Genomic DNA, 24,973 nt, shown 5'->3' with positions numbered 1-24,973 from the left:
GCACCGTGCGTGCGCTCGCTCGGGCGGCGGAATACGGTGTGCGCATGGCGGTGCAAGAGCCGGTCACGGGCTTCGCGATGGCAGTGGTCCGAGAAGACGGTCGGTGGCGGTGCAGTGCGCTCGATCCCGCGGCGCTCACGGAGCTCGACGCGGCGATCACCGAGCTGGGGAAACTCCGCTCGACCGGCGCGGCTTTCGGGCTGCTGGCGGTGGACGACGAGTTCTTCGTGATCGTCCGGCCGAGCCCGCGCGGGCCGTCGCTGCTGCTCTCGGACGCCGCGGCGGCGCTCGACTACGACATCGCCGCCGACGTGCTCGACGTGCTGCGCGTCGACCCGCCCGACGAGGACGACGACGCCGTGTGGCCCGAAGGCGACCTCGAAATCCTCACCGATCTCGGACTGCCGGGCGGCGAGCTTGAAGTTATCGTCGGAGAGGTGGATCTCTACCCCGACGAGCAACTCCAGATGATCGCGCAGCGCTGCGGCTTCGCGGCCGAGTTCTCGAAACTGCTGGACGAGCTCTGAGACGCCCGGCCGACACCGAAGCCGTGCAGGCAGCTCTCGAAGCCGCCCGCGGCCCAGGCGCCGATGTGCCCATCGGCGCCGTGGTGTTCGGCCCTGACGGACGCCCCCTCGCCGCGGCCCGCAACGCCCGCGTCGAACTCGGCGACCCCACCGCCCACGCGGAGATCCTCGCGCTGCGCGCCGCCGCCCGCGTCCACGGCGACGGCTGGCGCCTGGAGGGCTGCACCCTCGCCGTCACCCTCGAACCCTGCACGATGTGCGCGGGCGCCCTCGTGCTCGCCCGCGTGGCCCGCCTGGTGTTCGGCGCGTGGGAACCGAAGACCGGCGCGGTGGCCTCCCTGTGGGACGTCGTGCGCGACCGGCGGCTCAACCACCGGCCCGAAGTTCACGGCGGCGTGCTGGCCGAAGAGTGCGCTGAGCTGCTGGAATCGTACTTCGCCACCCGGCGCACCCCCACCTGAGGTGCTCCGGTATTGTTCTCGGCGGTGGCGTGTCCGAGCGGCCGAAGGAGCACGACTCGAAATCGTGTGACGGTTAATCCCGTCCGTGGGTTCAAATCCCACCGCCACCGCTCGCGAGTGGGCGAGGTGTCTCGACGGAAAGCGTCGAGGGGCCTCGCTCGCTGTGTTTTCTGGGGGTGCGATCCCCAGGCCCCGCCCGGGAGGCTGCGCCCCCGGAACCCCCGGTGACTTGCCTTCGTAGGTCGCGCTGCGGTTGGGGTGTGGCTGAGTGATCTTGTGGTCAGGTGTGGTGTCTGCCGGTGGCGCGCATTCAGAGGGCGACGTCCAGGCAGCGAAGCAGGCTGATGTCCTCGATTTCGCCGACGGTGGAGCGAAGTTCGCGGAGGCTGTCGGTGCGGCGTTCGTCGTCGGTGTGGAACCAGGTCCAGAGGCAGGCCCAGAACCTTTCCGGGGCGCCGAGTAAGGCTTGTACGCGGCTGTCGTAGACCGGGATCAGGTGGGGGCGTTTGCGGGCCAGGAGTTTGTTCGCGGTGACCCAGCGGTTTTTGCCGCCGCAGCGTTTGAACAGAGCCCACAGCTCGTACGCCGGTGAACTTTCGGCGTAGGTGGACCACTCGGCTTCGTGCATGGCGGTGTCGGTCTTGATGTCCTGGAGCAGATCCGCGATCTTGGCCACGTGGGTGACCGTGGTGTCCACGGCAACGCCGGCCAAGTCGGTGATGCTCAGGAAGTTCAGCGCCAGCACGTCCGCGCTGGTCACTCGGTCGCGCACGTCTAGTGCGTCGCCGCCGCCTTCGAAGCGTTCGAAGTGGCGGCCGGTGTAGGACTCGCGCAGTGGGCCGTCGGCGAAGTACCGCTGCAGCGCCGAAAGCGACGCGGATCGGCCGGGGCCGAGCACGAGGTCGTCGAGGAGGTCGTGCTGAGATCGGTAACGGTCCGGGTCTGGTGTGGTGGTACCGGAATCTGCCACCGGGTGGCCTCCCTTGTCGACGTTCGCCGGGGAGTCGCGGGCTTGGCGGCAGCCGTTACGGGGGTCCGCTGTGGCGGCGGTATTCGGTGGACCCGGGTCGCGCGGGCGTGGTCTGCTTCGGCCATGAGCTTGACGGTCCGGGTGTTCACACTGCACGGCGGCGAGACACAGCTGCTGGACACACCCGAGTGCTGCGAGGACCTCGCGGGGTTCGAGAGCTGGCGCACCGAGGTGTGGGGCTCGGCGGCCGCGCGGGCTTTGGGAGTGCGGTTCTTCCCGATGCTCGATGGTGGCGAGCTGATGGCTCGGCCCGACGAAGTGCCGGATTTCGTCGTCGAGACCAAGATCATGCGCGCGAACTTGGACAGGCTCGTGCCTGAGCCGGATCGGGACCACAGCCGCGAGTGGTACCTGGACACGATTTCCTCGCGGCTCGCGAACATCCAGATCGCGGCCGGGAGGGCGTTGGGGGTCGGTGGTGGAGTTCTCATCTGGTAGCACGGCGGGGTCGTGCGACGGGTGGGCAGCGCTGAGTGTCGAACAGATCGAGGAGCCGGTCGCAAGCCCGCGAAGGTGATCTGGTGACGGCTCAGCCCACCTAAACTGCACTCCATGATCACGTCGCCCGAAGAGCTTCCGCCCGTCAGTCGCACGGCGGTGGGGGTCGCTGCGTTGCGGGCGCTCGAGTCGCAGCGGCCGGATCGGCTTTTCGAGGATTCGTACGCCGGGGCGTTCTCCGTGGCGGGGCGGGCGGTGTTGGGCGACGGTGACCGGCTCGAGGGTGGGCTCGGTGAGGTGTTCGCGGAGCAGGTGGCGGTGCGCACGCGGTTCTTCGACGAGTACGTGCGCGGGAGCCGCCAGGTGGTGCTGCTGGCGGCGGGGCTGGACGCGCGCGCGTTTCGGCTGGAGTGGCCGGACGGGGCGCGGGTGTTCGAGCTCGATCTGCCGGATGTGTTGCGGTTCAAGGACGAAGTGCTCGCCGAGTTGGGTGCCGAACCGAAGTGTGAACGGATCGAGGTGCCGGCGGACCTGACGCAGGACTGGGTGACCAAGTTGCGCGAAGCCGGGTTCGACGCGAGTCGGCCGACGACGTGGCTGGCCGAAGGGCTGCTGGTGTACCTCGGGCGCGAAGCGGCCGAAGGGTTGCTCGCGCGCGTCACGGAGTTGTCGGTGCCGGGGAGTCGGGTGTCGTTCGAGCATCGGCCCGAGGGGGAGCGTGACGGGTTGCTGCAGCGCGCGCGTCGGGTCGGGGGGCCGGTTACGGAGTTGTGGCGGGGTGGTCTCGGCGCGGAGGCGCCGCAGTGGCTCGCCGAGCGTGGCTGGCAGTCCGAGATGGTCACCGTCAGAGATCTCGCCGCCGGGTACGGGCGCGAGGTGCGGGACGAGACGACCGGCGGCTTCCTCGTGGCGACGAAACGCTGACTAGTCGAACGGCAGAACCGGCGTGCCGAACGGCTCCAGGAACGAGATGGTCTCCGTGATCGTCGAGACGCCCGTCGCGACCGCGCGCACCACGGCGGCGCAGGCGTCGAGGACGGGTTGGACGGAGGCGGTGGAGCGGTCGCCCGCCAGGACGGCCACGGAGGGGGCAGCGGCGGTGCTCGCGATGCAGGTGACCTGGGCGGCCGTCTCGGCGGCGAGGCGGTCGAGGAGGTCGGCGAGGTCGAGGCCGACGGCGGCGGTGCGGGCGGCGGCCTCGGCGGCCTGGCGGTAGTGCACGTCGAGCTCGTCGGCGCGGGTGCGGAAGAGGGCGGCGGGCTCGCCGCCCCAGCGGCGTTCGGCGCGGTGGGCGCCGCTCTCGAAGGCGAGGCGGGCGGTGACGAGCACGTCGCGCCCGGTGGAAAGGGTGCGGGCGGACTCGCGGATGGCGGCGGGCGAGCAGTCGATCTGCTGCAGCGCCGCCACGGGGTCCGGGGCGCCCAGGCGCGCGCCGGCCTTGCGCAGCGGCTCGAGGGTCGCGGCGGCTTTTTCCAGGGCGGGGTGGAGGAAGGGCATCAGGTGAACAGCGCCGTCGCCACGCTCGGGCGGATCTTCTCCGCGTGGCCGCCCGCCGTCATGCGCAGGCGGCCGGCGAGGTCGGACGTCGCGTCGCCGAGCACGCGGGCGTCGACGTCGCGCGCGGCCAGCGCGGCTTCCCATCGCGCGGCCAGCTCGCGGGCGGGCGCGGAGATGCCGAACGGCGTGGACTCCAGGCGCGCCTCGGCGAAGCGGCCGGCCGCCTGGTCGGCGTCGGCCGCGGCCTTGTCCAGCGCGTCGGCCGCCGCGCGCAGGCGTTCGCTCGTCGAGCTCGCCATGGGACTCCCCTTCCCGGAACAACCCTGTCCAAGGTGGCCAGGCCCCGACCTCGTCACCCTGTAGGGGGAGATCTAACCTCATCACGTCCTGTGTGGTCACTCGGCCGGGCGAAGGACAGTTTGCCGGTCGTGCGAGGTCCCGTCGCGAAGCGTCGAAGAATGCGCCTCGAACTGTTCATTCTTCCGGCCCCTCGAACGGGTGAGCGGGGCCAGAAGCACGGGTTTCGACTTCGGAGCGTCATGGACCCCCGCGTGGTGTTCGAGTGTCAAATGATGGTGCACAGCGAACAGAAAATGACCACGTGATAACACTGTGCGTTCATTTCCTGCCATCGCGCGAGCACGTGACAACACACCGGGCCTAACCTGGACGCATGACCGAACCCCAGGCACCCCAAGCCGTGGTCACTTCGTTCCTGAAGGCGCTCGAGGACATGGACGTCGAACGGGCGCTGGGCCACGTCGCCGTGGACATCGTCTACCAGAACGTTCCGCTGCCGGCCGCCCGCGGCCTCACGGCGGTGGAAAAACAACTCCGCATGCTGGCCCGGCTCAGCACCGGGTTCGAAGCACGCACCCACCACATCGCCGCCGACGGCAACGTCGTGCTCACCGAACGCACCGACGTGCTGCGCCGCGGCTCGTTCGCGGCCGAGTTCTGGGTGTGCGGCACCTTCGAGGTGGAGAACGGCCGCATCGTGCTCTGGCGCGACTACTTCGACTGGACCACGTTCTTCGCGGCCAGCGCGAAGGGCGCCGGCCGCGCCGCGCTGTCGGGCGCCAAGACGCTCATCGGCAAGTACCGCTCGTGAGTGGTGCGGCCGCCCAGGCCCCCACGGCCACGGCCGCACCACTCACGAACCCCCGGGGCAAGTCTCCGGACGCCGCGGTCGCGGGAGAAGCGGAAGTTCCCGCGTCCGCGGCGTTCCCCAGCGGGGCGCGAAACCGCGCGAGCCGAACACGATCAACCCCCATGTGATCGTGTCGCCTCCCCCCGCGGTGTGCGACCCGTGAGCAGTCGGGGAAGTGGTCTGGGCCACTTTTCCGGCCGCTCGCGAGTAAAGGTACCTCCGCCGCCAACCGACCGCGCCAAAGCTTGAGCTGCATTTAAGGCAGATGGTCCGTCCGGGTGACGACCTGCGGAAACGCCTCAGCGCTTGGGTGCGAGAAACCCTTCGACCGTGCCGATCCCGGCCCCCACGGCCACCTTTGTGGACCGCCGCGCCGAAAGCTCGGCCACGTGGCGCAGCACCGCGGCCGCCGCCTCGCCGGCCAGCGGCACGCACTCGTTGTCCTCACCGCGGCGCACCGGGATGAGCTCGAGCCGCGGTTTCTCGCCGAGCAGGCAGCCGGCGAGCAGGCCGTCGACGTGGCGGCCGCGCATCGCGGGCCAGTCGAACACGAGGTTGCCGAGGCTGTAGAGGATCGGGCGGCCGCGGTAGACCTCCACGGCCTGCACCGAATGCGGTCCGTGGCCCACCACCAGGTCGGCGCCGGCGTCGATGATCGCGTGGGCGTAGGCGATCTGGTACTCGGTGAGCTCGTCGCCCGGCAGGCCCCAGTGCATCGACACCACCACGTGCTCGGCCGAAGCGCGAGCGCGGTGCACGTCGGCGACCAGGCGTTCGAGGTCGGCCGGCACCGGCGTGGTGTGCACGATCGGCGGCCGGCCCGGCACGTCGAGCACGCGCGGATCGGGCTGGTACGAGGTGTACGCGCCGGCGACCGCGACGCCCGCCGAATCGGCCTTCGCCTCCTGCCCGATCGGCCAGCACAGCGACGTGAACGCGAGGAAGGCGACGCGGCGACCGGCCCGGTCGATCACGGCCGGCGTGTGCGCGGCCGTGAGGTTCGCACCACCACCGCAGTACGCGATCCCGGCCTTCTCCAGCACCGACAGGCTCGCGAGCATGGCCGGCGGCGGGTACGTGACGTTGTTCGCGACCGACACGACGTCGATGCCGGCCGAGGTGAGCGCCTCGACCATTTCCGGTGCGGAATGGCGCCAATTCGGCTTGTGTGGGATGTCCAGACCGCCGTGGTCACCCATCGAGCCCGACAGTGGACCCTCGAGGTTGACGAAACGCAGGTCGGCTCCGCTCAGCAGCGGGGACAGCGCCCGGAATGCCTTTTTCGGCTCGCTTCGGCCCTGTACGTTGACGTCTCCGCCGAGTACGAGAGAGATCACTGTGTCAACCCGTCCCTCGGAGGTAATTCCGCGAACTCGTTACGAATCGTTGCCTCTTAGTCTTCCTACCCTTCGCTTGTTCGGGGGACGATGCGTCGACCGTTCATGCAAAGGGGACTCAGGGTGACCATATCCGGTCGAAGAAAGAGCGTGCTGACCGCCGCTGCCGTCGCGGGTCTCGTGGTGAGCGGCGCTCCCGCCGCCCTCGCCACACCCAGCGCGGACGCGGTCATCGCCGAGGTCTACGGCGGCGGCGGCAACTCCGGCGCCACGCTCACCAACGACTTCGTCGAACTCGGCAACCGCGGCTCCGCGCCGCTCTCGCTCGACGGCTTCAGCGTGCAGTACCTGCCGGCCTCCGCGAGCGCGTCGAGCACCTGGCAGGTCACGAAACTGGCCGGTTCGGTCAACGGCGGCGGGCGCTACCTCGTCGCGGAGTCGAAGGGCATGGGCGGCACGGTCGCACTGCCCACTCCGGACGCGACCGGGACCATCGCGATGTCCGGCACCGCCGGCACGATCGCGCTGGTCAACGGCACCACCGCGCTGACCTGCAAGACCGCGGCCGACTGCGCCGCCGACCCGCAGGTCAAGGACCTCGTGGGCTTCGGTGACGCCGTGGTCCGCGAAGGCACGCCGACGGCCACGCTGTCGAACACCACCTCGGCCGCGCGCGCCGCGTCGCTCGCCGACACGGACAACAACAGCACCGACTTCACCGTCGGCGACCCGACGCCCACCAACTCCAAGGGCGAGACCGCCGGCGGTGGCGACACCGGCCCGGTCGACCCGGGCACCCCGGCGAAGATCCACGACATCCAGGGCACCACGCGGATCTCGCCGTTCAAGGACAAGAAGGTCAGTGACGTCACGGGCATCGTCACCGCCGTGCGCACCTTCGGTTCCTCGCGCGGCTTCTGGCTCACCGACCCGAACCCCGACAGCGACCCGCGCACCAGCGAGGGCCTGTTCGTGTTCACCGGTTCGACCTCGCCCGCCGTGGCCGTCGGCGACGCCGTGACCGCGACCGGCACGGTGAAGGAGTTCTACCCGGACGCCCCGGCGACCTCGAACTACCAGTCGCTCACCGAGCTCTCGAGTGCACAGTGGACGGTGGGCACGCACGGGAACCCGTTGCCCGCGCCCACGAAGATCACGCCCGACCAGATCCCGGACGTGCTCGCGCCCAACGCGGGCGGCAACATCGAGGCACTGCCGCTCGAGCCGGCCAAGTACGCGCTGGACTTCTGGGAGTCGCACGAGAGCGAGATCATCAGCATCTCGGACGCGCGGGTCGTCGGCCCGAGCAACGACTTCGACGAGCTGTACGTGACCACGAAGCCGCAGCAGAACCCGACGCCGCGCGGCGGCACGGTCTACCTCGGCTACGACAAGATCAACACGGGCGTGCTCAAGGTCCAGTCGATCATCCCGTTCGACCAGCAGCCGTTCCCGAAGGTCAACACCGGTGACGTGCTCACCGGCGTGACCTCCGGCCCGGTCGAGTACAGCAGCTTCGGTGGCTACACGCTCTTCGCGTCGCAGATGGGTCCGGCCAAGGACAACCACCTGCAGAAGGAAGTCACGGCGCGCCAGCGCCCGGGCCAGCTCGCGGTGGCGACGTACAACGTCGAGAACCTCGCGCCGTCCGACCCGGACACGAAGTTCGCGCAGCTCGCGCACGGCATCGTCGACAACCTGGCCGCGCCGGACGTCGTGACCCTGGAGGAGATCCAGGACAACGACGGCGCCACCAACGACGGCGTGGTCGCGGCCGACGTCACGCTCAAGAAGTTCACCGACGCGATCGTCGCGGCGGGCGGCCCGCACTACCAGTGGCGCGAGATCGACCCGACCAACGACGAGGACGGCGGCGAGCCGGGCGGCAACATCCGCGTGGGCTTCCTGTTCAACCCGGCGCGAGTGTCGTTTGTGGACCGTCCGGGCGGCAGCGCGACCTCGTCGGTGGGCGTGACGAAGGACCACGGCAAGGTGCACCTGACGCAGTCGCCGGGCCGCGTCGACCCGACGAACGACGCGTGGACCGACAGCCGCAAGCCGCTGGCCGGCGAGTTCGTGTTCCAGGGCCGCACGGTGTTCGTGATCGCCAACCACTTCAACTCCAAGGGCGGCGACCAGCCGACGCACGGCCGGTTCCAGCCGCCGGTGCGCAGCTCCGAGGTGCAGCGCCAGAAGCAGGCGACCGTGCTTCGCGGGTTCGTTTCGCAGCTGCAGGCGGCCGACCGCAACGCCAACATCGTGGTGGCCGGCGACCTCAACGACTACCAGTTCTCGCCGGCGCTGGCGCAGCTGACGTCGGGCGGGCTGAAGGACCTCATCGCGACGCTGCCCGCCGCCGAGCGGTACAGCTACGTGTTCGAGGGCCAGTCGCAGGTGCTGGACCACATCCTCGCGTCCTCGTCGCTGCGCGGCGTGGACTACGACGTGGTCCACATCAACGCCGAGTTCGCCGACCAGGCCAGCGACCACGACCCGCAGATCGTGCGGTTCCGGCCGTCGACGGGCAACCAGGTCGAGGATCTGTTCTACGACGTGCTCGACTACCTGGACCAGTTGTTGGGGCGTACTGCTCCGCGTAAGTAAGTAGTTCCGGGTTTTCCGCTGGAGGCCACCGTCTTTCGTGACGGTGGCCTTCGGCGTTCCCGGGGCGACTAGACTCGGGCTGCCGGCAAGCGATCGGGGGCGCGGTGGCAGACGAGGGCTCGGCCAGCGAAACCAAGAAGGACGAAGCCAAAAAGCCCGGCTGGGGCACACTCGGGCACCAGTGGATCACGGCGATCGCCGCGCTGGTCACAGCGCTGACCGGGGCCGGGTTCTTCGTCGGCCGGGCCAGCGCGCCGAACCCGCCCGCGCAGCCGGCGCCGGCGACGGTCACGGTGACGGCAACTGCGTCCGGTGGCGACGCGCCCGCTCCGCCGGGTTCCGCGCCGAGCAAGGCTGCCAACCCGGGCGCCGGCGTGTATTCCTCCGGCGCGGTCACGTTCGGGAGCATCAATCTCGACCTGAACCCGCCGGCCGAAGCCGACGAGAACGACATCGAGGACCACTTCGGCAGCGACCTGTTCACCATCGGCGGCAGCAGGCTGCGCGTGTGGGCCGACGCCGGCGTGCCGGGCCGCGACGACTGCCGCCGGCTCGCCACGGCCGACGGCACCAACCAGCTCGATTCCCTGCACGCCGGCAGCGTCGTCTGCGGGATCACGGCCAAAGGGCGGCCGTTTCGGCTCACCGTCAAGGTGGCGGCCTCGGACGGCCTGGTCACCGACGCCGTCGTGTGGGACGCCTAGCCGATCGGCGCGCAACCGGTAGCCGAAAGGGGTACGCGGTGATCACTCCGCCGAGTGTTGTCCGCGCAGTGGGGGATTCGTAGGTTCGGACCAACGACTTGGGAGGTCCGATGCGCAGGATGTTGACCGTGTGCGCCGCCGTGGCGGTGGCCGGCACGGTGGTGGCGGCGCCCGCGATGGCGGTGGCCGGAGGGGAGGCCGCGGGTAGTGGTGCGGCGCCGTGGATGGTGACGGTGGCGTTCAAGGGGGACGAGCCGTTGGTGCAGCGGGAAAGTTGCGGTGGCGCGCTGATCGCGCCCGATCGGGTGGCGACGGCGGCGCACTGCCTGGACCACGTGGACCCGACGCACCTGGAGGTGCACGTGGGCGGGGGCACGCTGTCGGAGGATCCCGGGAAGGTCGTGCCGATCAAGGGCTGGTCGGTGGAGCCGGGGTTCCGGCTGATCCCGTCGCCGGTGGATCCGCAGGACTTCGAGAAGTCGAGTGCGGCCGACGACGTCGCGGTGATCAAGCTCGCTCGGTCGGTGTTCGGGGTGCCGACGTTGCCGGTCGCACGCACCGCGCCGGCACCCGGGTCCACTGTGGACCTTTTCGGCCACGGCCTCACGCAGGCTCCGGACCCGAAGAACCCGGCCGCCGCCCTTGGTGACCAGCTGAAGCACGCGCAGCTGAAGGTCCTCGACGACGGCGCGTGCGCGGCGGGTCTGGCGAGCCCGGGGCTGCTCGACGGCAAGTCGGTGCTGTGCACGCAGGGCGCCGCCACCGTGTGTCCCGGCGACAGTGGCGGGCCGCTCGTGCAGAATGGCCGCCTCGTGGGCATCGTCAGCTTCGGCGGTGAGACGGCGGGCAAGCAGTGTGGTGAGCCGACCGTCGACGGGTTCGCCGACGCCGCCGTGGCGCGTTCGTTCCTGACTCAGCCGCGGCCGCCGCTCGCGCCGATGGCCGCGGCAGACCCGGTGATCACCGGGACGAAAGCCGCGGGCGACACGCTGACCTGTGAAGCTCCGAAGTGGACGATCAAGCCCGAGAAGACCGAGTACGCCTGGTACTACAACAAGGTCGACCCGGCGAACGGCTTCGAGTTCTACCTCCCGGTCGAGGGTGCGACCACGCCGACTCTGAAGGTGACCGACGAACTCGCCGGGCACAAGCTGAACTGCGGCATCACCGCCAGCACGGCCGGTGGCACCATCCTCCAGTACAGCGACGTCTTCTGACGCTCAACGAAACGGCCGGGGCGGCGATCCGCCTCGGCCGGTTCAGCGTTTGGCCCGCCAGCCCAAAGCCAGCACGGCCTGCACCAGCTCCTGGTACGACGGCTTCACTTCCTCGAGGTACCGGTCCAGGTACTGCGGCCGCGCCGTGGGCACGGGCTGCGGATCGTCGGCCGGCTCCAGGAAGTTCAGGCGCGAAACGTTGTGCAGCGCCATCTTCCACCAGCGGGACGCGCGTTCGGCGGCCTTCTCCTCGCGCTCCTTCGCCGCGGCGACGGCGGCGTGCGCGTCGGCGAGCTGGTGGTCGATCTCGTCGGCGCGGGCGAGCTCCCAGGACCGCAGGTTGTCGGCCGAGCCGCGGGCCAGGCCCACGATCTCCTTGTAGCGCATGGCCGCGCTGGCACCGTCGGTCATGTCACCTCTCCGGTCTGCTCGGGACGAAGGAACGGAATGATCACTTCCGGCGCGCCGTGGGTGGTGCGGTCGAAGAACAGCGCTCGACCCGGACGCGGCGACCAGTGCACGACGAGGCCGGCGGCGAAGGGGGAAAGCTCGTTGCCCTGTACGTCGAGCGCGGCCCACGTGCCGATGTCGTCCGTGCCGCCGAAGCCGAGCGTGTCCTTGAGCCGCGCGATGCTGCGCCACCAGCCGATGGTGTGCACGCCGTGGCCCGGGCCCGTCTTCAGGACCGTGCGCAGGTGGTCGAGGCCGCTCTTGAGCTGCCCCGGCGCCTTGGTTTCCAGCGCGGGCAACGCCGCGTCCACGCCGTAGAGCAGGAGGATCCGCGACGGGCCGCCGAGCTGTCCCTCCACGATGGACGTCAGCAACGCTCCCACGTCGTCGATCAGGTCGGCCACGTGGCCCTCGGCGCGCAGCCGTTCCGTGAGCTCCAGCACGGCCGGTGCGCACGCGTCGATCGCGCAGTAGAGCACGAACTCCACCTCGCCGATCTCGTACTGGCGCGCCAGTGACCGGGCGGCGGAGTCCATGATGGACAGTGCCTCGGCCGACGCGCCGCCGAGCACCGCGATGTTGCGGCCCGGCGCGCGTGGCAGCTCCACGCCCTGCGCGGCCTCCGTGACGTCGATCGACTCGCCGAGCAGTGCGCGTGGCCGCGACGTCGGCTTGAGCTCGGTGAAGGCCGCGAACTGTTCCAGCACCGGCGAATGCGCGCCGTCGAACAGGCGGGGACGCGGGAAGCGTCCGGAGTAGAGCTCCCACAGCTTGTGCTGCAGGTCCACGAACACGTTGCGGCTGCTGGCATCCGGGACGTGCGCGAGCAGGTTGCCGTGGGCCACGCCGGAATCGTGGTTGATCACCGCGTGCCACTTCGGCGCGGACACCGCCGCGTTGTTGGTCTCGGCCAGCACGCGCCGCGCCTTCGGCATGGCGATGCGCAGCGTGCACTGCTCGAACACCGCCGGCTTGCCCCAGAACGCCTCGATGCCCGCGACGTCCTGGCTGGCCAGCACGAGGTGGATGCCCTGCGAACGCCCGCGCCGCGCGATGTCCTCCAGCAGCTGCGTCGCGGTGGCCGTGACCTGGTCGCGGCCGGCGAACAGGTACTGGAACTCGTCGATCACGGCCACGATCCGCGGCCAGTGCCCGCTCGGGTCCTGCTCGCGCAGGTCGGCCAGGTTCGTGACCTCGTGTTCCTTGGCCGCTGCCGAACGCCGGCGCAGCTCGTCGGCGAGGAAGCGCAGCAGCGCCAGGCCGAACTCGCGGTCGGTGTTCACGTTGACACCCACGAGCTTCGCGTGGGGCAGCCAGCTGGCGTCCTTGCGTCCCGGCGCGAGGCCGGCGAAGGACACGCCTTCCTTGAAGTCCAACAGGTACAGCGCCAGCTCGTCGGGCGAGTAGCGCGCGGCGAGGCTGCCGAGCAGCGCGTAGAGGAAGTTCGTTTTGCCCGAGCCGCTGGGCCCGCCGATGAGCGCGTGGGGGCTCGCGTCGCCGATCACGACCTCGACGGCCTCGCCCTCGTAGAAGCCGACCGGGGCCCGCAGCTCACGCGCGGAGTTCTCCTGGCCGAACTCCGTGGGCAGCAGGTCGGCGAACGACCGCGGCCCGCCTTGCTTGGCGATCAACGCTTCCGCGATCCGCCCGGCCGCGCGGATCACCTGGCCCGACGGCAGCGGCGGATCGAGGTCCACCACCAGGTCGGTGCCGGTCATGCTGCTGATCGCGCGCCGCTCGTCGAGCAGGCTCAGCGATTCGATCGACGCGCTCACGGCCGTGGGCACGTCGATGAGGATCAGGCAGATCCCGGCGGCGAGGGCGCCGCTGGCCACGCGCTTGAGGTCGCGCGCGAGCTCGGGTTCGAGTGTTTCGCCGTTGCCGTAGAGCACGGCGATCCGGTACGGCTCCACGCGCTGGTTGCTGGCGCGCCGAAGCTCCCGCAACGACGTGTGCCCGGCCTGCATGCCCGTGGCGTGGATGCGGCGGATGTGGCCGGCGAGCTCGTCGAGCAGGTCTTCCAGGCGCGTCGGGTCGTACAGCGACAGCGCGCTGGTGCGGCTGATCGGGTAGAGGTCGGGCAGGATCGCGGTGAGCTGCCCGATGTCCCACAGGTGGATCTTCACGGCGCCGGGCTCGAACGTCGAGAGCACCCGCATCAGCAGGTTCTGCACGATCCCGTCGATCACCGGCCGCGTTTTGGGCGCCGACGTGATCTGCAGGTGCGATTCGTCGAGCAGGGGCACGGCGACGTCGAACGTCCGCGAGATGTCGCGGCCGGCCGCCGTCGCCGAGCCCACGCGCCACAGCCCCGGCGCGGTGATGCCGGGGTTGGTGCCCACGCGGCCGAGCCATTCGCTCGGCGGCCGCCCCGCGGGACCCTGGGCGTTGGCCGCCACCAGGTCCCGCAGAGCGCCCGGGCCCGAGCTCCAGTCGGTGTAGAACGCGTTGCGCACGCCGCCGAGCGAAGCGAACACTTCGTGCGCGGCCGGGTGCCGCGCCCATTCCGTCTGCTGCTCGGCATCGGCGTGGTTCATGCCGACCCGCACGATTTCCTGTTCGAGAGCGAGCCGCGCGACGTCGGCCTCCGCGGCTTCGCGGGCGCCGGCGGCGGCACCGAGCACGAGCCCGATCTGGTGCCGGACCCGGTCCAGTGCCGTCTGAACGCGGTTGCGCTGCTCGGCGGATTTACTGGCCATCGGTGTCGCTCATGAGGCTTTCTTCCCTACAGGCGTGACTGATATCCGCTCACCAGGTCGTCGGCGGCGGCTAGGCGGGTGAGGAGGTGGTCGAGTCCCTCGTCGGCCTGATCCAGTTGCGACGGCAGCCAAGGATCGGCCTTCGCCTGTGCGTCGACGAGTGCTCTGCGAGCGTCCCCGAGCAGGCTTTTGGCCCGCTCGGCGTGGGCGCGCCCGTCGGTGAGCCCGCTCATCGCGGCGGTGAGCAACTGGTGGATCTCGGCGAGTCCCGACATGCGGTTACAACCGGGCCGAGTAGGAGTCGGCCGACGAAATACTGGCCTGGATGGTGCTTTGCATCCCGGTGATTCCGTTCAGCGCTTCGGCCAGCAGACCGTGGGCCTGGTTGACCTCGTGCTGACTGCTGCCCTGCGTCGCCTGGGACAGCGACAACTGGGCTTCTTCGAGAGATTGCGCTGCCTGCTGCAGGGCGGCGATGCTCGCGGACGCCTTCTCGTTCGCGAGCGCGATGCCAGCGCGGATCTCTTCCACTCCGGGCATGGGGGCGGACTCCTCGGTGCGTCGGGGCTGGAACGACCACGTACAAACTTAGCGTGATCAGGTGTCTTCGGTAAGTGAGGAACAGGGGGAGAATCGACAAGGCCCCGGACGTGGGTGACGTCCGGGGCCTCGCGGGCGGCGGTCGGTCGCGGGACCCCCGAACCGTGTTCCAGCCATGGTGACCTGCGGTTTTCGAGGTTCGCGCGCCAGAGGCCGCGCCCAGGTCAGGCCGGTATTCGTGACACCGAGGAACCTCTCCGAACTTCTACGATCGAGTCTGCGCAGGAGCGTAGCGGGTCGGTTCGAGGGCGGTTTGGGAGGTCCTCGGGTGGGCGCTGGCCTGCGGTTTCGCCGGTGCACGGCGGAGGTGAACGACGATCAGCAACGCTTCGGCAACGGGTGCGCGGGCGTGAAATCGGGCATGTAGAAGGAAATTCGGGTTTTTGGATGCGCGTGGCCGACGCAACCGGTTCCGGATTTGCCGCCGCCGACGCGACGCTGAAACGACGAACGCCGGGCGAAGTGAATCGCCCGGCGTTGGTCTGTTACTGCGGCGGAGGATACAGGATTCGAACCTGCGAGGGCGTGAACCCAACACGCTTTCCAAGTCTGCACACGGCTGTACGCGGGGGTCTGCCTAAGGCGAATCGCCAGGTCAGACGGCTGCATGGTGGCCGGTGAACGTCGCCGTACGGGGACGAATGAGACTAGAAATGAGCCTAAGCTGGCCCTGAGGACTCGGCCCGGTCAGGTGCTACGGGACCCATCCGCGAAGTCAGCAGCATGACTTCGCGATCCGCCTCACGAGCGCCATGCGCTCGAAGTGACTCGCTGGTTGGCTCGTACTTCTACTCGGATGCGGCACGTAGCTGGCGTGGGTGCGTCCGGATCTTGCTCTGGTCGTCCGCCTGGCCGCGACAACGACTAAGACTAGAACTGAGCCGATGAAACTTTACTCCATCCGTGTGAACCTCGCTGGTCGACGGTCCGAACGATGCTGCTCACGGCGCAGGCCAGCGGAAGGTGTCCACTGGCCTTGTAACGGCGAGTCGTCGGGCCGCGACCGTCCTAGGTCCTCGACGATGTGTACGAGATTCGACACAGTCGTAGGCACGCTTGAAGGTGAGGTGATGGAATAGCTGACGTGTCAGCTGACGAGCATAACAATATTGTAACTTTTTAGCGTAGGTCACTATAGCTCGCCTGCGACTGTGACGATGTGAGCGGTGACACAGGTAGGGTATTGGTGGGAAATGCGGAGCGACGGCTTTGTATAACCAGGGAAGGCGAAACGATGACACGGGCGTGGTTGCAATGACTGACGCAGGAGGAGAACTCGTGCGCCCCCCGGTCACTGAAGTGAACTTAACCTTCTGGTTTGAGCCCATATACACGCTCGCTGCTCTCCATCTGTCGTCTCTGCGCAACCTTTGGGCTGACGAACTGCCGAAGGTTGAGGAAAAAGCACCACTGGCTCCTTGGCGACCGACTGATTCAATCACTTTTGTTGAGGACAAGTGGCCTATGCCTGCTTGCATTTTTGCGTCAGATGAGCGCGAGAAGCAAGTTCTCATACAGTCGGACCGGATTGGGCTGACTTGGTACTTTACGGATAAGAAACAATATCCGGGCTTCGCGGCACTAAGTGAAGATTTCCTCAATCGGTATGGCGAGCTGGTAGAAGCATTGCGTGGGTCTGGGAATGATGACCCGAAGCTTCTCCGTGTGACGATCGATTATGAGAACTACCTCGATCTGTTTGATTCGAATCTCGTCTCCAAGAGGCTCGTCGCCGAAGAAAAGATTTCCGCGTCTGATCGCAATGTTTTTTCTCCCGGCACTACCGCTGTGCGCAAGCATGTCCAAATCGGTGCAGATCAATCCAGTCTTAACCTGCTTATCGGTGTTGAGCCGACAAGGCGCGGAGAAGGACTTAGCTTCGCGTTGGCTCAACCGCTCGACACCCCCGGTGATGGTGTGAATGCCTCCACCATCCTGGCGCTCAGCGCCCGCGCCGACCTAGGGAAGGGCGACGAACCGGGCGAACGGCTAAATAGCGCGCACGAGGCTATAAACGAAATCTTCGCGGGCTTGTTCGATGATTCTTTCAAGTCGTCCTGGGGGGAGAAGTGACCATGAATGGTCTCGGAATTTTGATGCCGCCTGCGGGTTCCACTCAGACTTCGTTCAAGGAAGACCAAAGTCAGCGGCGCGCGTTCGCTGCCGTTCGAATGCGCAAGCATCGTTACTCGGGCCTGGCGGAGCGGGATGAGCAATCAGATTCCTCTTCGCACTCTGAGGCCGTGGTCGCCGCGCCGGTCCCTCTTCGGTCAAAGTTTCGCGGTCCTGGACGTACGTCTATTTGGAATCATATTGGTTCTCAGTTGACGAAAATCAACGTCAGGTCTCGGACCGGTGAGTATGGCGAAGATTGCTCCGTCGACGATGAAATCATCATGAAACTATTCATGATCCTTATGTGGATCTGTGATTCCACGTCAGTTTACCCGCACATATCGATAGATGGTGACAGCGGAATTGCGGCAGTGTGGTACGCAGATGAACTGTCCCTTGAAATTCTTGTTGACTCAGATGGTTGCGCGGAAGCGATCGTAAAGTCAGGGAATGAAATGCGTTCCATTGACCTGGTTGAAGGCGATTTCGCTGCCCTGCGAATGGTTCGGGGGCATCTGGGTCGACTGACGGCTCACGTCAAGGCAAGGAATCCTCTTTGGCGTAATCTGGTGGTTTAGGAATGGAAGATGGAACCCAAGGCTTCGTCGGCAAAGATGAAGTCATTCTTCGCCGCTGCCTAAATAAGCCAAATGAGCAGCATGTTCACCCGGTCGACCTCATTACGGGAAAGCCTAAAATGGGTGTGGCCGGCTTTCGGTTGAATGACGGTGAAGATGGTGCTTCATGTTATCGCGAGGTGCTACTGAATGCGAATGGCCAGACGGCTTCGGCGGTCAGCAAGAACGGGTCGAGCTATGTGTTCGCGTTCGAGGCAAGAGTTGTGAAGGAGATTGATTTTAGCGACCTTTTGCAGGGCAATAACGACATTGGCTGGAAGGGTTGGGATGTGATATATAACCCGGTTCCCGACGAGCCTGGAGCTGAGCCAATCGGGCATGCTCATGCACTAGTTGCACCGTATTATGGGTTTTCGTATAACCCAAAAGACAGATTGCTCAAGAAATCGTTTAATCTGGTTCGCTCGACGGTAATTGAGAAGTCAGAGGTTGTGTTCGCTCCGGTTGAGCCGAGTCCGCCTGCGGCTGCTTGAGGTCATAAGCCGCTTGCCGGTCTATTGCGGACAACTAACCGGTCGTAACTCGGCAAGCGTGGATCGATCATACGGGCGGAGCGTCGCCATCCTGTCAGTCATTGACGATGGCCGCAGTCACCTCTGTCATGTCCTCGATGACGAATGACGCCCCAGCGGACGCGAACGTGTCGGCCTTGCCTGACTTGTTCGCGTAGCCGACCACCGGTGCACCGACTGCGTGGGCGACTTCGATGTCAGACAATGAGTCGCCAATGAACAGCGTCTCGCTCGCGTCCCACTCGGTGCCGATTAGTGCGGCGTGGAAGGGATAAGGATTCGGCTTCATCAGGTCGGGGCGCGCGTACTTGCGCCCCATGACCGGTGTGATCTTGATCAGACACCCCGTGTCCTTGAGGTAGCGCACAATCGCCTGAGAAGAGTTGTTGCTCAGGATGCCCGCTCCCCTGCCAGAGGCGATGGTGGCGGTGATCGACTCCAGACCGCCAGGCGTCGCGACGGCTTTATCCACCGCCTTGAGCTCCGCCATGATGAGGTCGTCCTCGACGGCCTCGACCATGTCGGACCCGTACTTGGCCGCCTCCTGGAGGATCGCCAATGGGTCGTCCGTGTCCACCTTTGACGGCAAGTGGCGCTCAAGCCACCGGGCGACCTTGGGCGCCGGGACGCCGGCGAACACGTCGCACACCGGGCCGTCGAAGTCGAACAGTACGAGGCGTGCCCGGTCGACTAGCTCGCGCAGGCTGACGTCTGCCACTAGAGCTCCACATCTTTCGCCACGGAGTCCCACACGCTGTTGAACCACTTCTGCGCCTGTTCGACGTACTGCGAGTCCACCGAATCGACGTCCTCGGACTTCGCGTAGTGGAACAGCACGGCGTCCTTGCCCATGGGGTCGAAGATCTCCACAGGCTGGCCCGAGATGGCCACCGAGTGCTGAAGTACTGGGTAGAACCCGAAGAACGCCTCTGCCTCGTTCAGTAGGAACAGCTTGAACAGCGGTGCCGAGTGGTACGTGCGCACTTGAGCGGAGGCCGACTCGACCAGCCCCAGGGCTGCGAGCTCCTCGACTGTCTCCACGATCCCCTGAGTCGATCGCTGGACGATCCGCTCGGCACGTTTGCGCACGTCAGGCGAGTCGATCCCATCAGGGGCCAGTGCTGGCAATCCGACCGGTTTGGAGAGGTCGGGCAGCAGGATCCGAATTCGTAGGCTTTCCGGCTGCAGCCGTCCCGAGCGCACCTTGTCGAGCGGTTCGCTGATGACGCCTTGCAGCGTTTCTCCCGAGAACCCGGCGAAGTCGATGGCGACGGCTCCGCTGTCGAACATCGCCTCGACGTGTGGGCGGAGCCCGACGGAGCGCTCGGTCCGCTGCCGAACGAACGAGCCCTTGCCCTGACGAGAGACGACGAGTCCCTCGTCGCGTAGGACTCCAACAGCCTTCTGGGCGGTCATGACGGCGACGCCGTAGCTCGCCGCAAGCTCCGTGTACGACGGCAACCGGTCTCCCGGCTGGTAGGCGCCAGTGAGGATCGACGCCTTCAAAATCGCTGCGACCTGCTGAAACGGCGGGCGGGGGTCGTCCGGGTCGAGTTCATCCATGCCCGAGAGCATAGCGCGAACCCAACTAGCCCAACTAGGTGAATCCCGATCTTCTTCTATGTTTGATAGTTGACCTAGCTTGACTCTGCTAGTTGACCTATGTGAGTCTCTGGATGTCACCACTGACACCCACCGAGAGGGACCACGATGAGGTACGCGAACATCACCCGCCGCCAGGCTGAAGCCTCGTTCGACGGGCTGGACGCTGACGTTTTCGCTGTTCAGGACGCTGCGGCCCGGGCCGCTGACTACCTCGGTTTTGCCGAGGACGAGCGCTCGATTGACGCACTGATCGCCTCGGTTGACGAGGAGCTGGCCGCCACCGTGCTGGCCGCCACCGCTCGCGTGAAGCACTCGTTTACCGACTCCCGCCGGGCGCACCGCACCCGCCGCCGGGAGGAAGGCGCCACCCTGCGCGCCCTGCCGACCCGCTTCGACACCACCGCCACCACGGTGGGCAGCGACGTCGAAGGCCTGGTGGCCTGATGACCACCCACGACGTCATGCCGCAGGTTCACCGCGCTCATGAGCAGGCTCGCGACGAGCTGCGTCGCGCGGACACCAAGATCACCACCCTGTTGTCGCTGGTCGGCGCTGCGCTGGCCGGTGTGGTCGCTCTGACCACGCGGGACGTGTCGGTGCCGGCGACGGTCGCGCTGTGGTTCGCCGCCACGCCGATCTTCGCGTCGGTGCTGGTGCTGCTGGCCGCTGTCCGGCCGCGCCTGTCGCAGTACCCGGCCCCGGGCAGCTGGCTGGACTCCGTCTACAACGGCCCGGCCGTACTGCTCGAAGCGTCCAGCGTGGTCGCCTCCGAGTCCCTGGCCGCAGACGCGTCCACGGTCGGTGCGATCGCGGTGCGCAAGTACCGCCAGATCGGCAACGCCGTCGCCCTGCTGGTGATGGGCCTGTGCGTGCTCGCCGTCGCCCTGGTCCTGGCGGTGCTGACATGACCAACCCGCACCCGCTGACCAGCCTGTTCAGCCCCGACGCGGCGGCCCACTCCGCCAAGAACGCGCCTGCCGCGCCGGGTCCCACCAACCAGCCAGCTGACCGTTTGGAGAGGAACACCATGGTAGGCAGCACCTCGACCGCCGCGTGGACGCCGTACAAGGCCCTGGCTGACCTGATGGCCGCCAAACCGACGTCCTCGACGAACTACAGCTCGCAGGCCGAGTTCATCGCCGCCCGGGTGTCCTGGCTGTTCGAGCTGGCCGACGCGCTCACCGACGCCAACTTGGACGACGACGCCGACAGCACCCGCAGCACCGCGCTGGACCTGGTCCGCGACGCCGTGTCCGAGGTCGCCGGGGGTGTCGCATGAGCGCCCGGAACCTCTCGCCCCTGGCGATTGAGCGGCTGGCCATTCGCCGCTTCGCCGCCAAGCACGGCCGGACCTGGGCCAAGGCCACGAAGCGCGAGCGCGCCGCCTGGCTGGCCCGCACGGAGCCCTGCATCCGCGAAGAGCACGGCATCGCCCCGGGCGCCGAATGGCGCGGCGGCGACTGGCAGGCCCCGCAGCAGGCCGACCTGTTCGACCTGATCGACACCCCGGAGGTGACGGCATGAGCGGACGTCCCGACCCCCAGCCGGCCGAAAAGCCGTGGGAGCTGCACGAGCACATCACCCGCGAGAACGAGCGCATCGCCGCCGAACAGCGCGACGCCGCCAGGAACGGAGCGACCCGATGACCACCACCACCCTGCTCGTGCTGGGCGGCCTCGCGCTGATCGGCATGTTTAGCGTCTGGCGCGCCGGACGGAAGTCGGCCACGAAGGGCATGAAGGGCGTCCGCGAGGTCACCCGCATGACCGGCAACACGATCCGTCTCATCCTGGCCACGACCATCATCGCCGGGATCCAGTGGTTCGTGGTCGTCAAGATCGGCAACACCACCGCCACCTGGATCGCGCTGATCGTCCCGGCGCTGCTCGCGTCGGCCACCATCGTGCGGCTCATGGCCATCACCGAGGTCGTCACCACCACCCGGGGAGGCCGACGATGAGCACCGAGACGACCGCGCAGGACGCGCGGCACCAGCCCCTCACCGATGCCGACAAGCTCGCCCAGGACGCGGCCACTGCCGCCCAGGTCCGGCGCCTGGCCAACCACCCCGACGTCGTGGCGCTGCGGGTGGAGAAGGTCCGCACCCAGGTCGACACCGTGATCTGGCTCGGGATCTTCCTGGGCCTGGCGTTCACGATGGTCAACGTCCAGCAGTTCGCCGCCGCCGGCGCGTCCACGTGGTCGCTGGGCTGGCTGGCAGGATGGCTGCTCGACCCCATGGTGTCGCTCGTGCTCGTGGCGGTGCTGCGGGCAGAGCAGATCACCGCCCGCTACCAGGTCCAGACCGGCGCGTGGGCGCACCGGACGAAGTGGTTCGCGTTCCTGGCCACCTACGTCATGAACACCTGGGAGTCCTGGACCACGTTCAACGTCGCCGGGGTCGCACTGCACTCCGTGCCGCCGGTGCTGGTGTTCCTGGCTGCCGAGACCGCGCCCGTCCTCCGGGACAAGCTCACCGAAGCCGTCCTCCGGGCTGCCGAGCACACCCACGCCGGCACGCCCGCCCCGACCGCTCACGAGCCGGTCCCCGCGGCTTCCCCTGCCTCGATCGAGACCGCCCCGGCCAGCACCGAGGACGCCCCGGCGGTGAAGCCGGTCCATGCCCGCACGCCGGTCCGCAAGACGCGCGGCAAGGCCAAGCCTGCCGGTCGCAAGCTGCTGGCCGACTACGTGGCCGACGCCCGCGCCGCCTGGACGCCGGGGACCGAGGTCACCCCGGCGTGGGTCCGCACGGTCACCGACTGCGGACGCGGCACCTCCTCCAACGTCGCCGCCGCCCTGCTCGCCGAAATCACCGCCACCGAGACCGCCCACCTGCGAGAGGCCGCCTGATGTCCACCACCGCCGACCACAGCGCCCCGTTCCCGGCCGACGAGCCGAACGCCCGAGGAGACCAGCCCGTGAACAGCCCCGCCGAACCGTCCGAGAACCCCACCGTGCCCGCGCTCCCGAACGCCGACTCGACCGAGTTCGTGAACGCCCCCGTGAACGCCGACGACGCGGCAACGGACACCGCCCACACCCGCTCCGGGAACGTCGTCCCGATCCGCCCGGACACCGCCCGCCACCCCGAGGACATCCCCGCCCAGGACCGCGACGCCCGCCGGGGCGACGTCATCGACGCCGCCGACGACGAGCCGACCGCCACCGTGCCGACCGCGCTGGTCGACCCGCCGGCCGTCAAGACGACGTGGTGGGAGACCGCCGGCGACGCGACCGCCCGGCCGCTGGTGGCGAAGTGGCTGACCTCGGCGGAGGAGTTCAAGGCCCGGGCGAAGTTCATGGTCCGCTACGCCGCCCACACCACCGCGTTCCACGCCCTGCGGGTGCCGCTCTACGTCCCGACGGCGTTCCTGCGCTCGTTCGGCGCGCTGGGCCGGGTCATCGCCCGGGTGCACCACTGGGTGTACGACCGCGAGTCCAAGCCGGTGCGCATGGCCGCCCGCGACCGCAACGACCACGACGCGTACATGAAGCTGCGGGAGGCGCGTGCCGAGACCGTCCGCAAGCGCATGGCCCCGGTCATGGTCGGGCTCGTGATCCTGCTGGCCATCGCGTACCTGTCCATCACCTACATCGCCCCGTTCTGGAACTGGACCATCCTGGTGTCGGCCATGACGCTCGTGGGCTGGTGGGGCGCCCCGGCGGACAAGCCCGTGGCCGGGCGCGCGGTGGACATGGAGAAGACCCCGAAGCTCACCTCGTCCACGGTCGAGGACGCGCTGTGCTCGCTCGGTATCGGCGCGCTGAATCAGGCGTACAGCAAGGGCAAGCGCGTCACGTTCCCGAATCCGATCTCCCGCGACGGCGAGGGCTGGCGCGCCGACGTCGACTTGCCGTTGGGTGTCACCGCCGGCGACATCATCGCCAAGCGCTCGGAGCTGTCCTCCGCTCTGCGCCGCCAGATTGGGTGCGTGTGGCCCGAAGGGGACGCGAAGGTCCACGAAGGACGGTTGGTGCTGTGGGTCGGGGACACGGACATGTCCAAGGCCAAGCAGAAGTCGTGGCCGCTGGCCAAGCCGGGCGCGACGGTCGACCTGTTCAAGCCCCAGCCGTTCGGCACCGACCAGCGTGGCCGCTGGGCCGAGGTCACCCTCATGTTCGTGTCCATGATCATCGGTGCGGTGCCTCGGATGGGCAAGACCGTGTCGCTGCGGGAACTGCTGCTCATTGCGGCGCTCGACCCGCGTGCGGTGCTCTACGCCTTTGACCTCAAGGGCACCGGTGACCTGGCCGCTATCGCGCCGTGCTCGCACGCCTACGGCGTCGGCGACGACCCGGAGGACGTCGAGCGCATGGTGGTCGAGATGCGGGAGCTGCGGGAGGAGCTGCGCCGGCGCACCAAGGTGATTCGCGCGCTGCCCGAGTCGGTGTGCCCGGACAACAAGGTCACCCCGGAACTGGCCGCCCGCAAGGACTTGCGCCTGGCGCCGATCGTGGTCGGGGTGGACGAGTGCCAGGTGTGGTTCGAGCACAAGGAGCACGGCGCGGAGCTAGAGGAGATCTGCACCGACCTGGTCAAACGCGGCCCGGCGCTGGGCATCATCCTCATCCTCGCCACCCAGCGCCCGGACGCGAAGTCGTTGCCCACCAGCATTTCCGCCAACGCCATCCTGCGGTACTGCCTGAAGGTCCAGGGACAGACCGAAAACGACATGGTCCTGGGCACCTCGCAGTACAAGAACGGGATCCGGGCCACGATGTTCGCCCGCTCCGACCGGGGCATCGGCTACCTCGCCGGTGAAGGCGACGACGCCCGCATCGTGCGCAGCGTCTACAAGGACGCCACCGACGCCAAGAAGATCGCCGCCGGCGCCCGGGCCCGACGCGAGGCCATCGGCAACATCACCGGCTACGCCGCCGGCGAAGCTGTCGACGTCGAGGCCGCCCGCCTGGACCCGCTGGCCGACACCATCGCCGTGTTCGAGCGCGGCGAAGACAAGCTCTGGTCCGACACCCTCGTCGGGCGCCTGGCCGACCTGCGCCCCGCCCAGTACAAGGGCTGGACTGCGCAGAACCTCGCCACCGCGCTCAAGCCCTACGGCGTCAAGCCCAAGCAGGTGTGGGCCACCGACCCGGAAACCGGCAAGGGCGCCAACCGCAACGGCTACCACCGCGACGCCCTCACCGACGCGAAACGCAACGGAAAGTAACCGAGCAATAGGCTAGGGGCGGCGCCCGTCCTAGACCGGACCGCCCCTAGACCTAGACCCCTCCTCTAGACCTCTGCACCTAGGTTGACCAGCAAACTAGCAACCTAGGCATACCCTTCTCCGACCTGCGGAAACTCCCGGAAAACCCTGGCTAACGGCGCCCGCCCGGCGCCCTAGTCCTGGCTGAACACACCCTCCGGAAGACACGCAGAGTC

The 24,973-nt window shown here is 68.0% G+C and carries 29 protein-coding genes and 1 tRNA gene; 20 read left to right on the top strand and 10 right to left on the bottom strand.

Annotated features, from left to right (window positions below; genetic code table 11):
- Positions 1-44 precede the first annotated feature (44 nt).
- The 3 genes from VSH64_RS34560 (at position 45) to VSH64_RS34550 (ending at position 1,098) form a co-directional block, all read left to right on the top strand.
- Positions 45-527 carry a tRNA adenosine deaminase-associated protein gene (locus tag VSH64_RS34560; RefSeq protein ID WP_326566944.1) on the top strand — a complete coding sequence of 161 codons (483 nt, stop codon included), beginning with the start codon at positions 45-47 and terminating at the stop codon, positions 525-527.
- A gap of 23 nt (positions 528-550) precedes the next feature.
- Positions 551-988, top strand: a complete 438-nt coding sequence (locus tag VSH64_RS34555) for a nucleoside deaminase (RefSeq protein WP_326566943.1) — start codon at positions 551-553, stop codon at positions 986-988.
- 23 nt (positions 989-1,011) lie between these two features.
- Positions 1,012-1,098: transfer RNA gene (locus VSH64_RS34550), tRNA-Ser, on the top strand.
- A gap of 200 nt (positions 1,099-1,298) precedes the next feature.
- Here VSH64_RS34550 and VSH64_RS34545 read toward each other — a convergent pair.
- On the bottom strand, positions 1,299-1,958 hold the full coding sequence (locus tag VSH64_RS34545) for a DUF6308 family protein (protein ID WP_326566942.1): 660 nt from the start codon (positions 1,956-1,958) through the stop codon (positions 1,299-1,301).
- A gap of 123 nt (positions 1,959-2,081) precedes the next feature.
- Between VSH64_RS34545 and VSH64_RS34540 the strand changes: the two genes are divergently transcribed.
- Complete coding sequence (locus tag VSH64_RS34540) at positions 2,082-2,456, top strand: hypothetical protein (RefSeq protein WP_326566941.1); 375 nt, start codon at positions 2,082-2,084, stop codon at positions 2,454-2,456.
- 114 nt (positions 2,457-2,570) lie between these two features.
- Complete coding sequence (locus VSH64_RS34535) at positions 2,571-3,380, top strand: SAM-dependent methyltransferase (RefSeq protein WP_326566940.1); 810 nt, start codon at positions 2,571-2,573, stop codon at positions 3,378-3,380.
- Here VSH64_RS34535 and VSH64_RS34530 read toward each other — a convergent pair whose 3' ends face one another.
- Both VSH64_RS34530 and VSH64_RS34525 read right to left on the bottom strand, forming a co-directional pair.
- A complete protein-coding gene (locus VSH64_RS34530; protein WP_326566939.1) occupies positions 3,381-3,953 on the bottom strand; it encodes a hypothetical protein in 573 nt (190 codons plus the stop codon).
- On the bottom strand, positions 3,953-4,252 hold the full coding sequence (locus VSH64_RS34525) for a hypothetical protein (RefSeq protein ID WP_326566938.1): 300 nt from the start codon (positions 4,250-4,252) through the stop codon (positions 3,953-3,955). The genes VSH64_RS34530 and VSH64_RS34525 overlap by 1 nt, the downstream gene beginning before the upstream one ends.
- 374 nt (positions 4,253-4,626) lie before the next feature.
- Here VSH64_RS34525 and VSH64_RS34520 point away from each other — a divergent pair, with 374 nt between their 5' ends.
- Entirely contained in the window at positions 4,627-5,064 is a 438-nt protein-coding gene (locus VSH64_RS34520; RefSeq protein WP_326566937.1) for a limonene-1,2-epoxide hydrolase family protein, read from the top strand.
- Positions 5,065-5,402: 338 nt separating this feature from the next.
- Here the strand turns inward: VSH64_RS34520 and VSH64_RS34515 are convergent, their stop codons facing one another.
- The gene (locus tag VSH64_RS34515; protein WP_326566936.1) at positions 5,403-6,440 is read right to left on the bottom strand and encodes a CapA family protein; all 1,038 of its coding nucleotides are present in this window, start codon (positions 6,438-6,440) and stop codon (positions 5,403-5,405) included.
- A 105-nt stretch (positions 6,441-6,545) separates the two neighbouring features.
- Here VSH64_RS34515 and VSH64_RS34510 point away from each other — a divergent pair, with 105 nt between their 5' ends.
- The 3 genes from VSH64_RS34510 to VSH64_RS34500 all read left to right on the top strand — a co-directional run bounded on the left by VSH64_RS34510 (position 6,546) and on the right by VSH64_RS34500 (position 10,965).
- On the top strand, positions 6,546-9,044 hold the full coding sequence (locus tag VSH64_RS34510) for an endonuclease/exonuclease/phosphatase family protein (protein ID WP_326566935.1): 2,499 nt from the start codon (positions 6,546-6,548) through the stop codon (positions 9,042-9,044).
- Between the two features lie 104 nt (positions 9,045-9,148).
- Positions 9,149-9,748: a hypothetical protein gene (locus tag VSH64_RS34505; protein WP_326566934.1), complete on the top strand. Its 600-nt coding sequence runs from the start codon at positions 9,149-9,151 to the stop codon at positions 9,746-9,748.
- Between the two features lie 110 nt (positions 9,749-9,858).
- Complete coding sequence (locus tag VSH64_RS34500) at positions 9,859-10,965, top strand: S1 family peptidase (protein WP_326566933.1); 1,107 nt, start codon at positions 9,859-9,861, stop codon at positions 10,963-10,965.
- 42 nt (positions 10,966-11,007) lie between these two features.
- Here VSH64_RS34500 and VSH64_RS34495 read toward each other — a convergent pair whose 3' ends face one another.
- The 4 genes from VSH64_RS34495 to VSH64_RS34480 are packed head-to-tail and all read right to left on the bottom strand — an operon-like array spanning position 11,008 to position 14,654.
- Positions 11,008-11,376 carry a hypothetical protein gene (locus VSH64_RS34495; RefSeq protein WP_326566932.1) on the bottom strand — a complete coding sequence of 123 codons (369 nt, stop codon included), beginning with the start codon at positions 11,374-11,376 and terminating at the stop codon, positions 11,008-11,010.
- Complete coding sequence (locus VSH64_RS34490; RefSeq protein ID WP_326566931.1) at positions 11,373-14,114, bottom strand: FtsK/SpoIIIE domain-containing protein; 2,742 nt, start codon at positions 14,112-14,114, stop codon at positions 11,373-11,375. Before VSH64_RS34490 ends, VSH64_RS34495 begins: the two co-directional genes overlap by 4 nt.
- Positions 14,115-14,140: 26 nt before the next feature.
- Entirely contained in the window at positions 14,141-14,389 is a 249-nt protein-coding gene (locus VSH64_RS34485; protein ID WP_326566930.1) for a hypothetical protein, read from the bottom strand.
- Positions 14,390-14,393: 4 nt separating this feature from the next.
- Positions 14,394-14,654, bottom strand: coding sequence for a hypothetical protein (locus VSH64_RS34480; protein ID WP_220244957.1), 261 nt, complete (start codon positions 14,652-14,654; stop codon positions 14,394-14,396).
- Positions 14,655-15,992: 1,338 nt separating this feature from the next.
- Between VSH64_RS34480 and VSH64_RS34475 the strand changes: the two genes are divergently transcribed.
- Genes VSH64_RS34475 through VSH64_RS34465 form a run of 3 tightly spaced genes read left to right on the top strand, consistent with a single transcriptional unit; the run spans position 15,993 to position 17,940 of the window.
- Positions 15,993-16,787: a TIGR04255 family protein gene (locus VSH64_RS34475; protein WP_326566929.1), complete on the top strand. Its 795-nt coding sequence runs from the start codon at positions 15,993-15,995 to the stop codon at positions 16,785-16,787.
- Positions 16,788-16,789: 2 nt separating this feature from the next.
- Positions 16,790-17,407 carry a hypothetical protein gene (locus tag VSH64_RS34470; RefSeq protein ID WP_326566928.1) on the top strand — a complete coding sequence of 206 codons (618 nt, stop codon included), beginning with the start codon at positions 16,790-16,792 and terminating at the stop codon, positions 17,405-17,407.
- Between the two features lie 2 nt (positions 17,408-17,409).
- A complete protein-coding gene (locus tag VSH64_RS34465) occupies positions 17,410-17,940 on the top strand; it encodes a hypothetical protein (RefSeq protein WP_326566927.1) in 531 nt (176 codons plus the stop codon).
- 94 nt (positions 17,941-18,034) lie between these two features.
- On the opposite strand, the gene VSH64_RS34460 is transcribed toward VSH64_RS34465, so the two are convergent.
- Positions 18,035-18,697: an HAD family hydrolase gene (locus VSH64_RS34460; RefSeq protein ID WP_326566926.1), complete on the bottom strand. Its 663-nt coding sequence runs from the start codon at positions 18,695-18,697 to the stop codon at positions 18,035-18,037.
- Positions 18,697-19,542 carry a GntR family transcriptional regulator gene (locus tag VSH64_RS34455; RefSeq protein ID WP_326566925.1) on the bottom strand — a complete coding sequence of 282 codons (846 nt, stop codon included), beginning with the start codon at positions 19,540-19,542 and terminating at the stop codon, positions 18,697-18,699. Before VSH64_RS34455 ends, VSH64_RS34460 begins: the two co-directional genes overlap by 1 nt.
- A 147-nt stretch (positions 19,543-19,689) precedes the next feature.
- Between VSH64_RS34455 and VSH64_RS34450 the strand changes: the two genes are divergently transcribed.
- The 8 genes from VSH64_RS34450 to VSH64_RS34415 are packed head-to-tail and all read left to right on the top strand — an operon-like array spanning position 19,690 to position 24,758.
- Positions 19,690-20,028 carry a hypothetical protein gene (locus VSH64_RS34450; RefSeq protein ID WP_326566924.1) on the top strand — a complete coding sequence of 113 codons (339 nt, stop codon included), beginning with the start codon at positions 19,690-19,692 and terminating at the stop codon, positions 20,026-20,028.
- Positions 20,028-20,492 carry a Pycsar system effector family protein gene (locus VSH64_RS34445; protein WP_326566923.1) on the top strand — a complete coding sequence of 155 codons (465 nt, stop codon included), beginning with the start codon at positions 20,028-20,030 and terminating at the stop codon, positions 20,490-20,492. Before VSH64_RS34450 ends, VSH64_RS34445 begins: the two co-directional genes overlap by 1 nt.
- Positions 20,489-20,863 (top strand): hypothetical protein, encoded by a 375-nt coding sequence (locus VSH64_RS34440; RefSeq protein ID WP_326566922.1) that lies wholly within the window; start codon positions 20,489-20,491, stop codon positions 20,861-20,863. Before VSH64_RS34445 ends, VSH64_RS34440 begins: the two co-directional genes overlap by 4 nt.
- Positions 20,860-21,108, top strand: coding sequence for a hypothetical protein (locus tag VSH64_RS34435; RefSeq protein ID WP_326566921.1), 249 nt, complete (start codon positions 20,860-20,862; stop codon positions 21,106-21,108). The genes VSH64_RS34440 and VSH64_RS34435 overlap by 4 nt, the downstream gene beginning before the upstream one ends.
- Positions 21,105-21,230 carry a hypothetical protein gene (locus VSH64_RS34430; RefSeq protein WP_326566920.1) on the top strand — a complete coding sequence of 42 codons (126 nt, stop codon included), beginning with the start codon at positions 21,105-21,107 and terminating at the stop codon, positions 21,228-21,230. Before VSH64_RS34435 ends, VSH64_RS34430 begins: the two co-directional genes overlap by 4 nt.
- On the top strand, positions 21,227-21,544 hold the full coding sequence (locus VSH64_RS34425) for a hypothetical protein (RefSeq protein WP_326566919.1): 318 nt from the start codon (positions 21,227-21,229) through the stop codon (positions 21,542-21,544). Before VSH64_RS34430 ends, VSH64_RS34425 begins: the two co-directional genes overlap by 4 nt.
- Entirely contained in the window at positions 21,541-22,437 is an 897-nt protein-coding gene (locus VSH64_RS34420) for a hypothetical protein (RefSeq protein ID WP_326566918.1), read from the top strand. Before VSH64_RS34425 ends, VSH64_RS34420 begins: the two co-directional genes overlap by 4 nt.
- A complete protein-coding gene (locus tag VSH64_RS34415) occupies positions 22,437-24,758 on the top strand; it encodes a cell division protein FtsK (protein ID WP_326566917.1) in 2,322 nt (773 codons plus the stop codon). Before VSH64_RS34420 ends, VSH64_RS34415 begins: the two co-directional genes overlap by 1 nt.
- Positions 24,759-24,973: the final 215 nt, after the last annotated feature.

It is taken from the genome of Amycolatopsis rhabdoformis, assembly GCF_035918295.1.
GTDB lineage: Bacteria > Actinomycetota > Actinomycetes > Mycobacteriales > Pseudonocardiaceae > Amycolatopsis > Amycolatopsis rhabdoformis.
This window is presented reverse-complemented; position numbering and strand designations above follow the sequence as displayed.

Bases quoted from the DNA above. Each gene is read 5' to 3' on its own strand.
- VSH64_RS34530 (WP_326566939.1), bottom strand. From the start codon at position 3,953: ATGCCCTTCCTCCACCCCGCCCTGGAAAAAGCCGCCGCGACCCTCGAG.
- VSH64_RS34500 (WP_326566933.1), top strand. From the start codon at position 9,859: ATGCGCAGGATGTTGACCGTGTGCGCCGCCGTGGCGGTGGCCGGCACG.
- VSH64_RS34425 (WP_326566919.1), top strand. From the start codon at position 21,227: ATGACCACCACCACCCTGCTCGTGCTGGGCGGCCTCGCGCTGATCGGC.
- VSH64_RS34440 (WP_326566922.1), top strand. From the start codon at position 20,489: ATGACCAACCCGCACCCGCTGACCAGCCTGTTCAGCCCCGACGCGGCG.
- VSH64_RS34445 (WP_326566923.1), top strand. From the start codon at position 20,028: ATGACCACCCACGACGTCATGCCGCAGGTTCACCGCGCTCATGAGCAG.
- VSH64_RS34470 (WP_326566928.1), top strand. From the start codon at position 16,790: ATGAATGGTCTCGGAATTTTGATGCCGCCTGCGGGTTCCACTCAGACT.
- VSH64_RS34490 (WP_326566931.1), bottom strand. From the start codon at position 14,114: ATGGCCAGTAAATCCGCCGAGCAGCGCAACCGCGTTCAGACGGCACTG.
- VSH64_RS34420 (WP_326566918.1), top strand. From the start codon at position 21,541: ATGAGCACCGAGACGACCGCGCAGGACGCGCGGCACCAGCCCCTCACC.
- VSH64_RS34450 (WP_326566924.1), top strand. From the start codon at position 19,690: ATGAGGTACGCGAACATCACCCGCCGCCAGGCTGAAGCCTCGTTCGAC.
- VSH64_RS34430 (WP_326566920.1), top strand. From the start codon at position 21,105: ATGAGCGGACGTCCCGACCCCCAGCCGGCCGAAAAGCCGTGGGAGCTG.
- VSH64_RS34535 (WP_326566940.1), top strand. From the start codon at position 2,571: ATGATCACGTCGCCCGAAGAGCTTCCGCCCGTCAGTCGCACGGCGGTG.
- VSH64_RS34465 (WP_326566927.1), top strand. From the start codon at position 17,410: ATGGAAGATGGAACCCAAGGCTTCGTCGGCAAAGATGAAGTCATTCTT.
- VSH64_RS34455 (WP_326566925.1), bottom strand. From the start codon at position 19,542: ATGGATGAACTCGACCCGGACGACCCCCGCCCGCCGTTTCAGCAGGTC.
- VSH64_RS34525 (WP_326566938.1), bottom strand. From the start codon at position 4,252: ATGGCGAGCTCGACGAGCGAACGCCTGCGCGCGGCGGCCGACGCGCTG.
- VSH64_RS34495 (WP_326566932.1), bottom strand. From the start codon at position 11,376: ATGACCGACGGTGCCAGCGCGGCCATGCGCTACAAGGAGATCGTGGGC.
- VSH64_RS34435 (WP_326566921.1), top strand. From the start codon at position 20,860: ATGAGCGCCCGGAACCTCTCGCCCCTGGCGATTGAGCGGCTGGCCATT.
- VSH64_RS34540 (WP_326566941.1), top strand. From the start codon at position 2,082: ATGAGCTTGACGGTCCGGGTGTTCACACTGCACGGCGGCGAGACACAG.
- VSH64_RS34520 (WP_326566937.1), top strand. From the start codon at position 4,627: ATGACCGAACCCCAGGCACCCCAAGCCGTGGTCACTTCGTTCCTGAAG.
- VSH64_RS34480 (WP_220244957.1), bottom strand. From the start codon at position 14,654: ATGCCCGGAGTGGAAGAGATCCGCGCTGGCATCGCGCTCGCGAACGAG.
- VSH64_RS34415 (WP_326566917.1), top strand. From the start codon at position 22,437: ATGTCCACCACCGCCGACCACAGCGCCCCGTTCCCGGCCGACGAGCCG.
- VSH64_RS34485 (WP_326566930.1), bottom strand. From the start codon at position 14,389: ATGTCGGGACTCGCCGAGATCCACCAGTTGCTCACCGCCGCGATGAGC.
- VSH64_RS34560 (WP_326566944.1), top strand. From the start codon at position 45: ATGGCGGTGCAAGAGCCGGTCACGGGCTTCGCGATGGCAGTGGTCCGA.
- VSH64_RS34510 (WP_326566935.1), top strand. From the start codon at position 6,546: ATGCAAAGGGGACTCAGGGTGACCATATCCGGTCGAAGAAAGAGCGTG.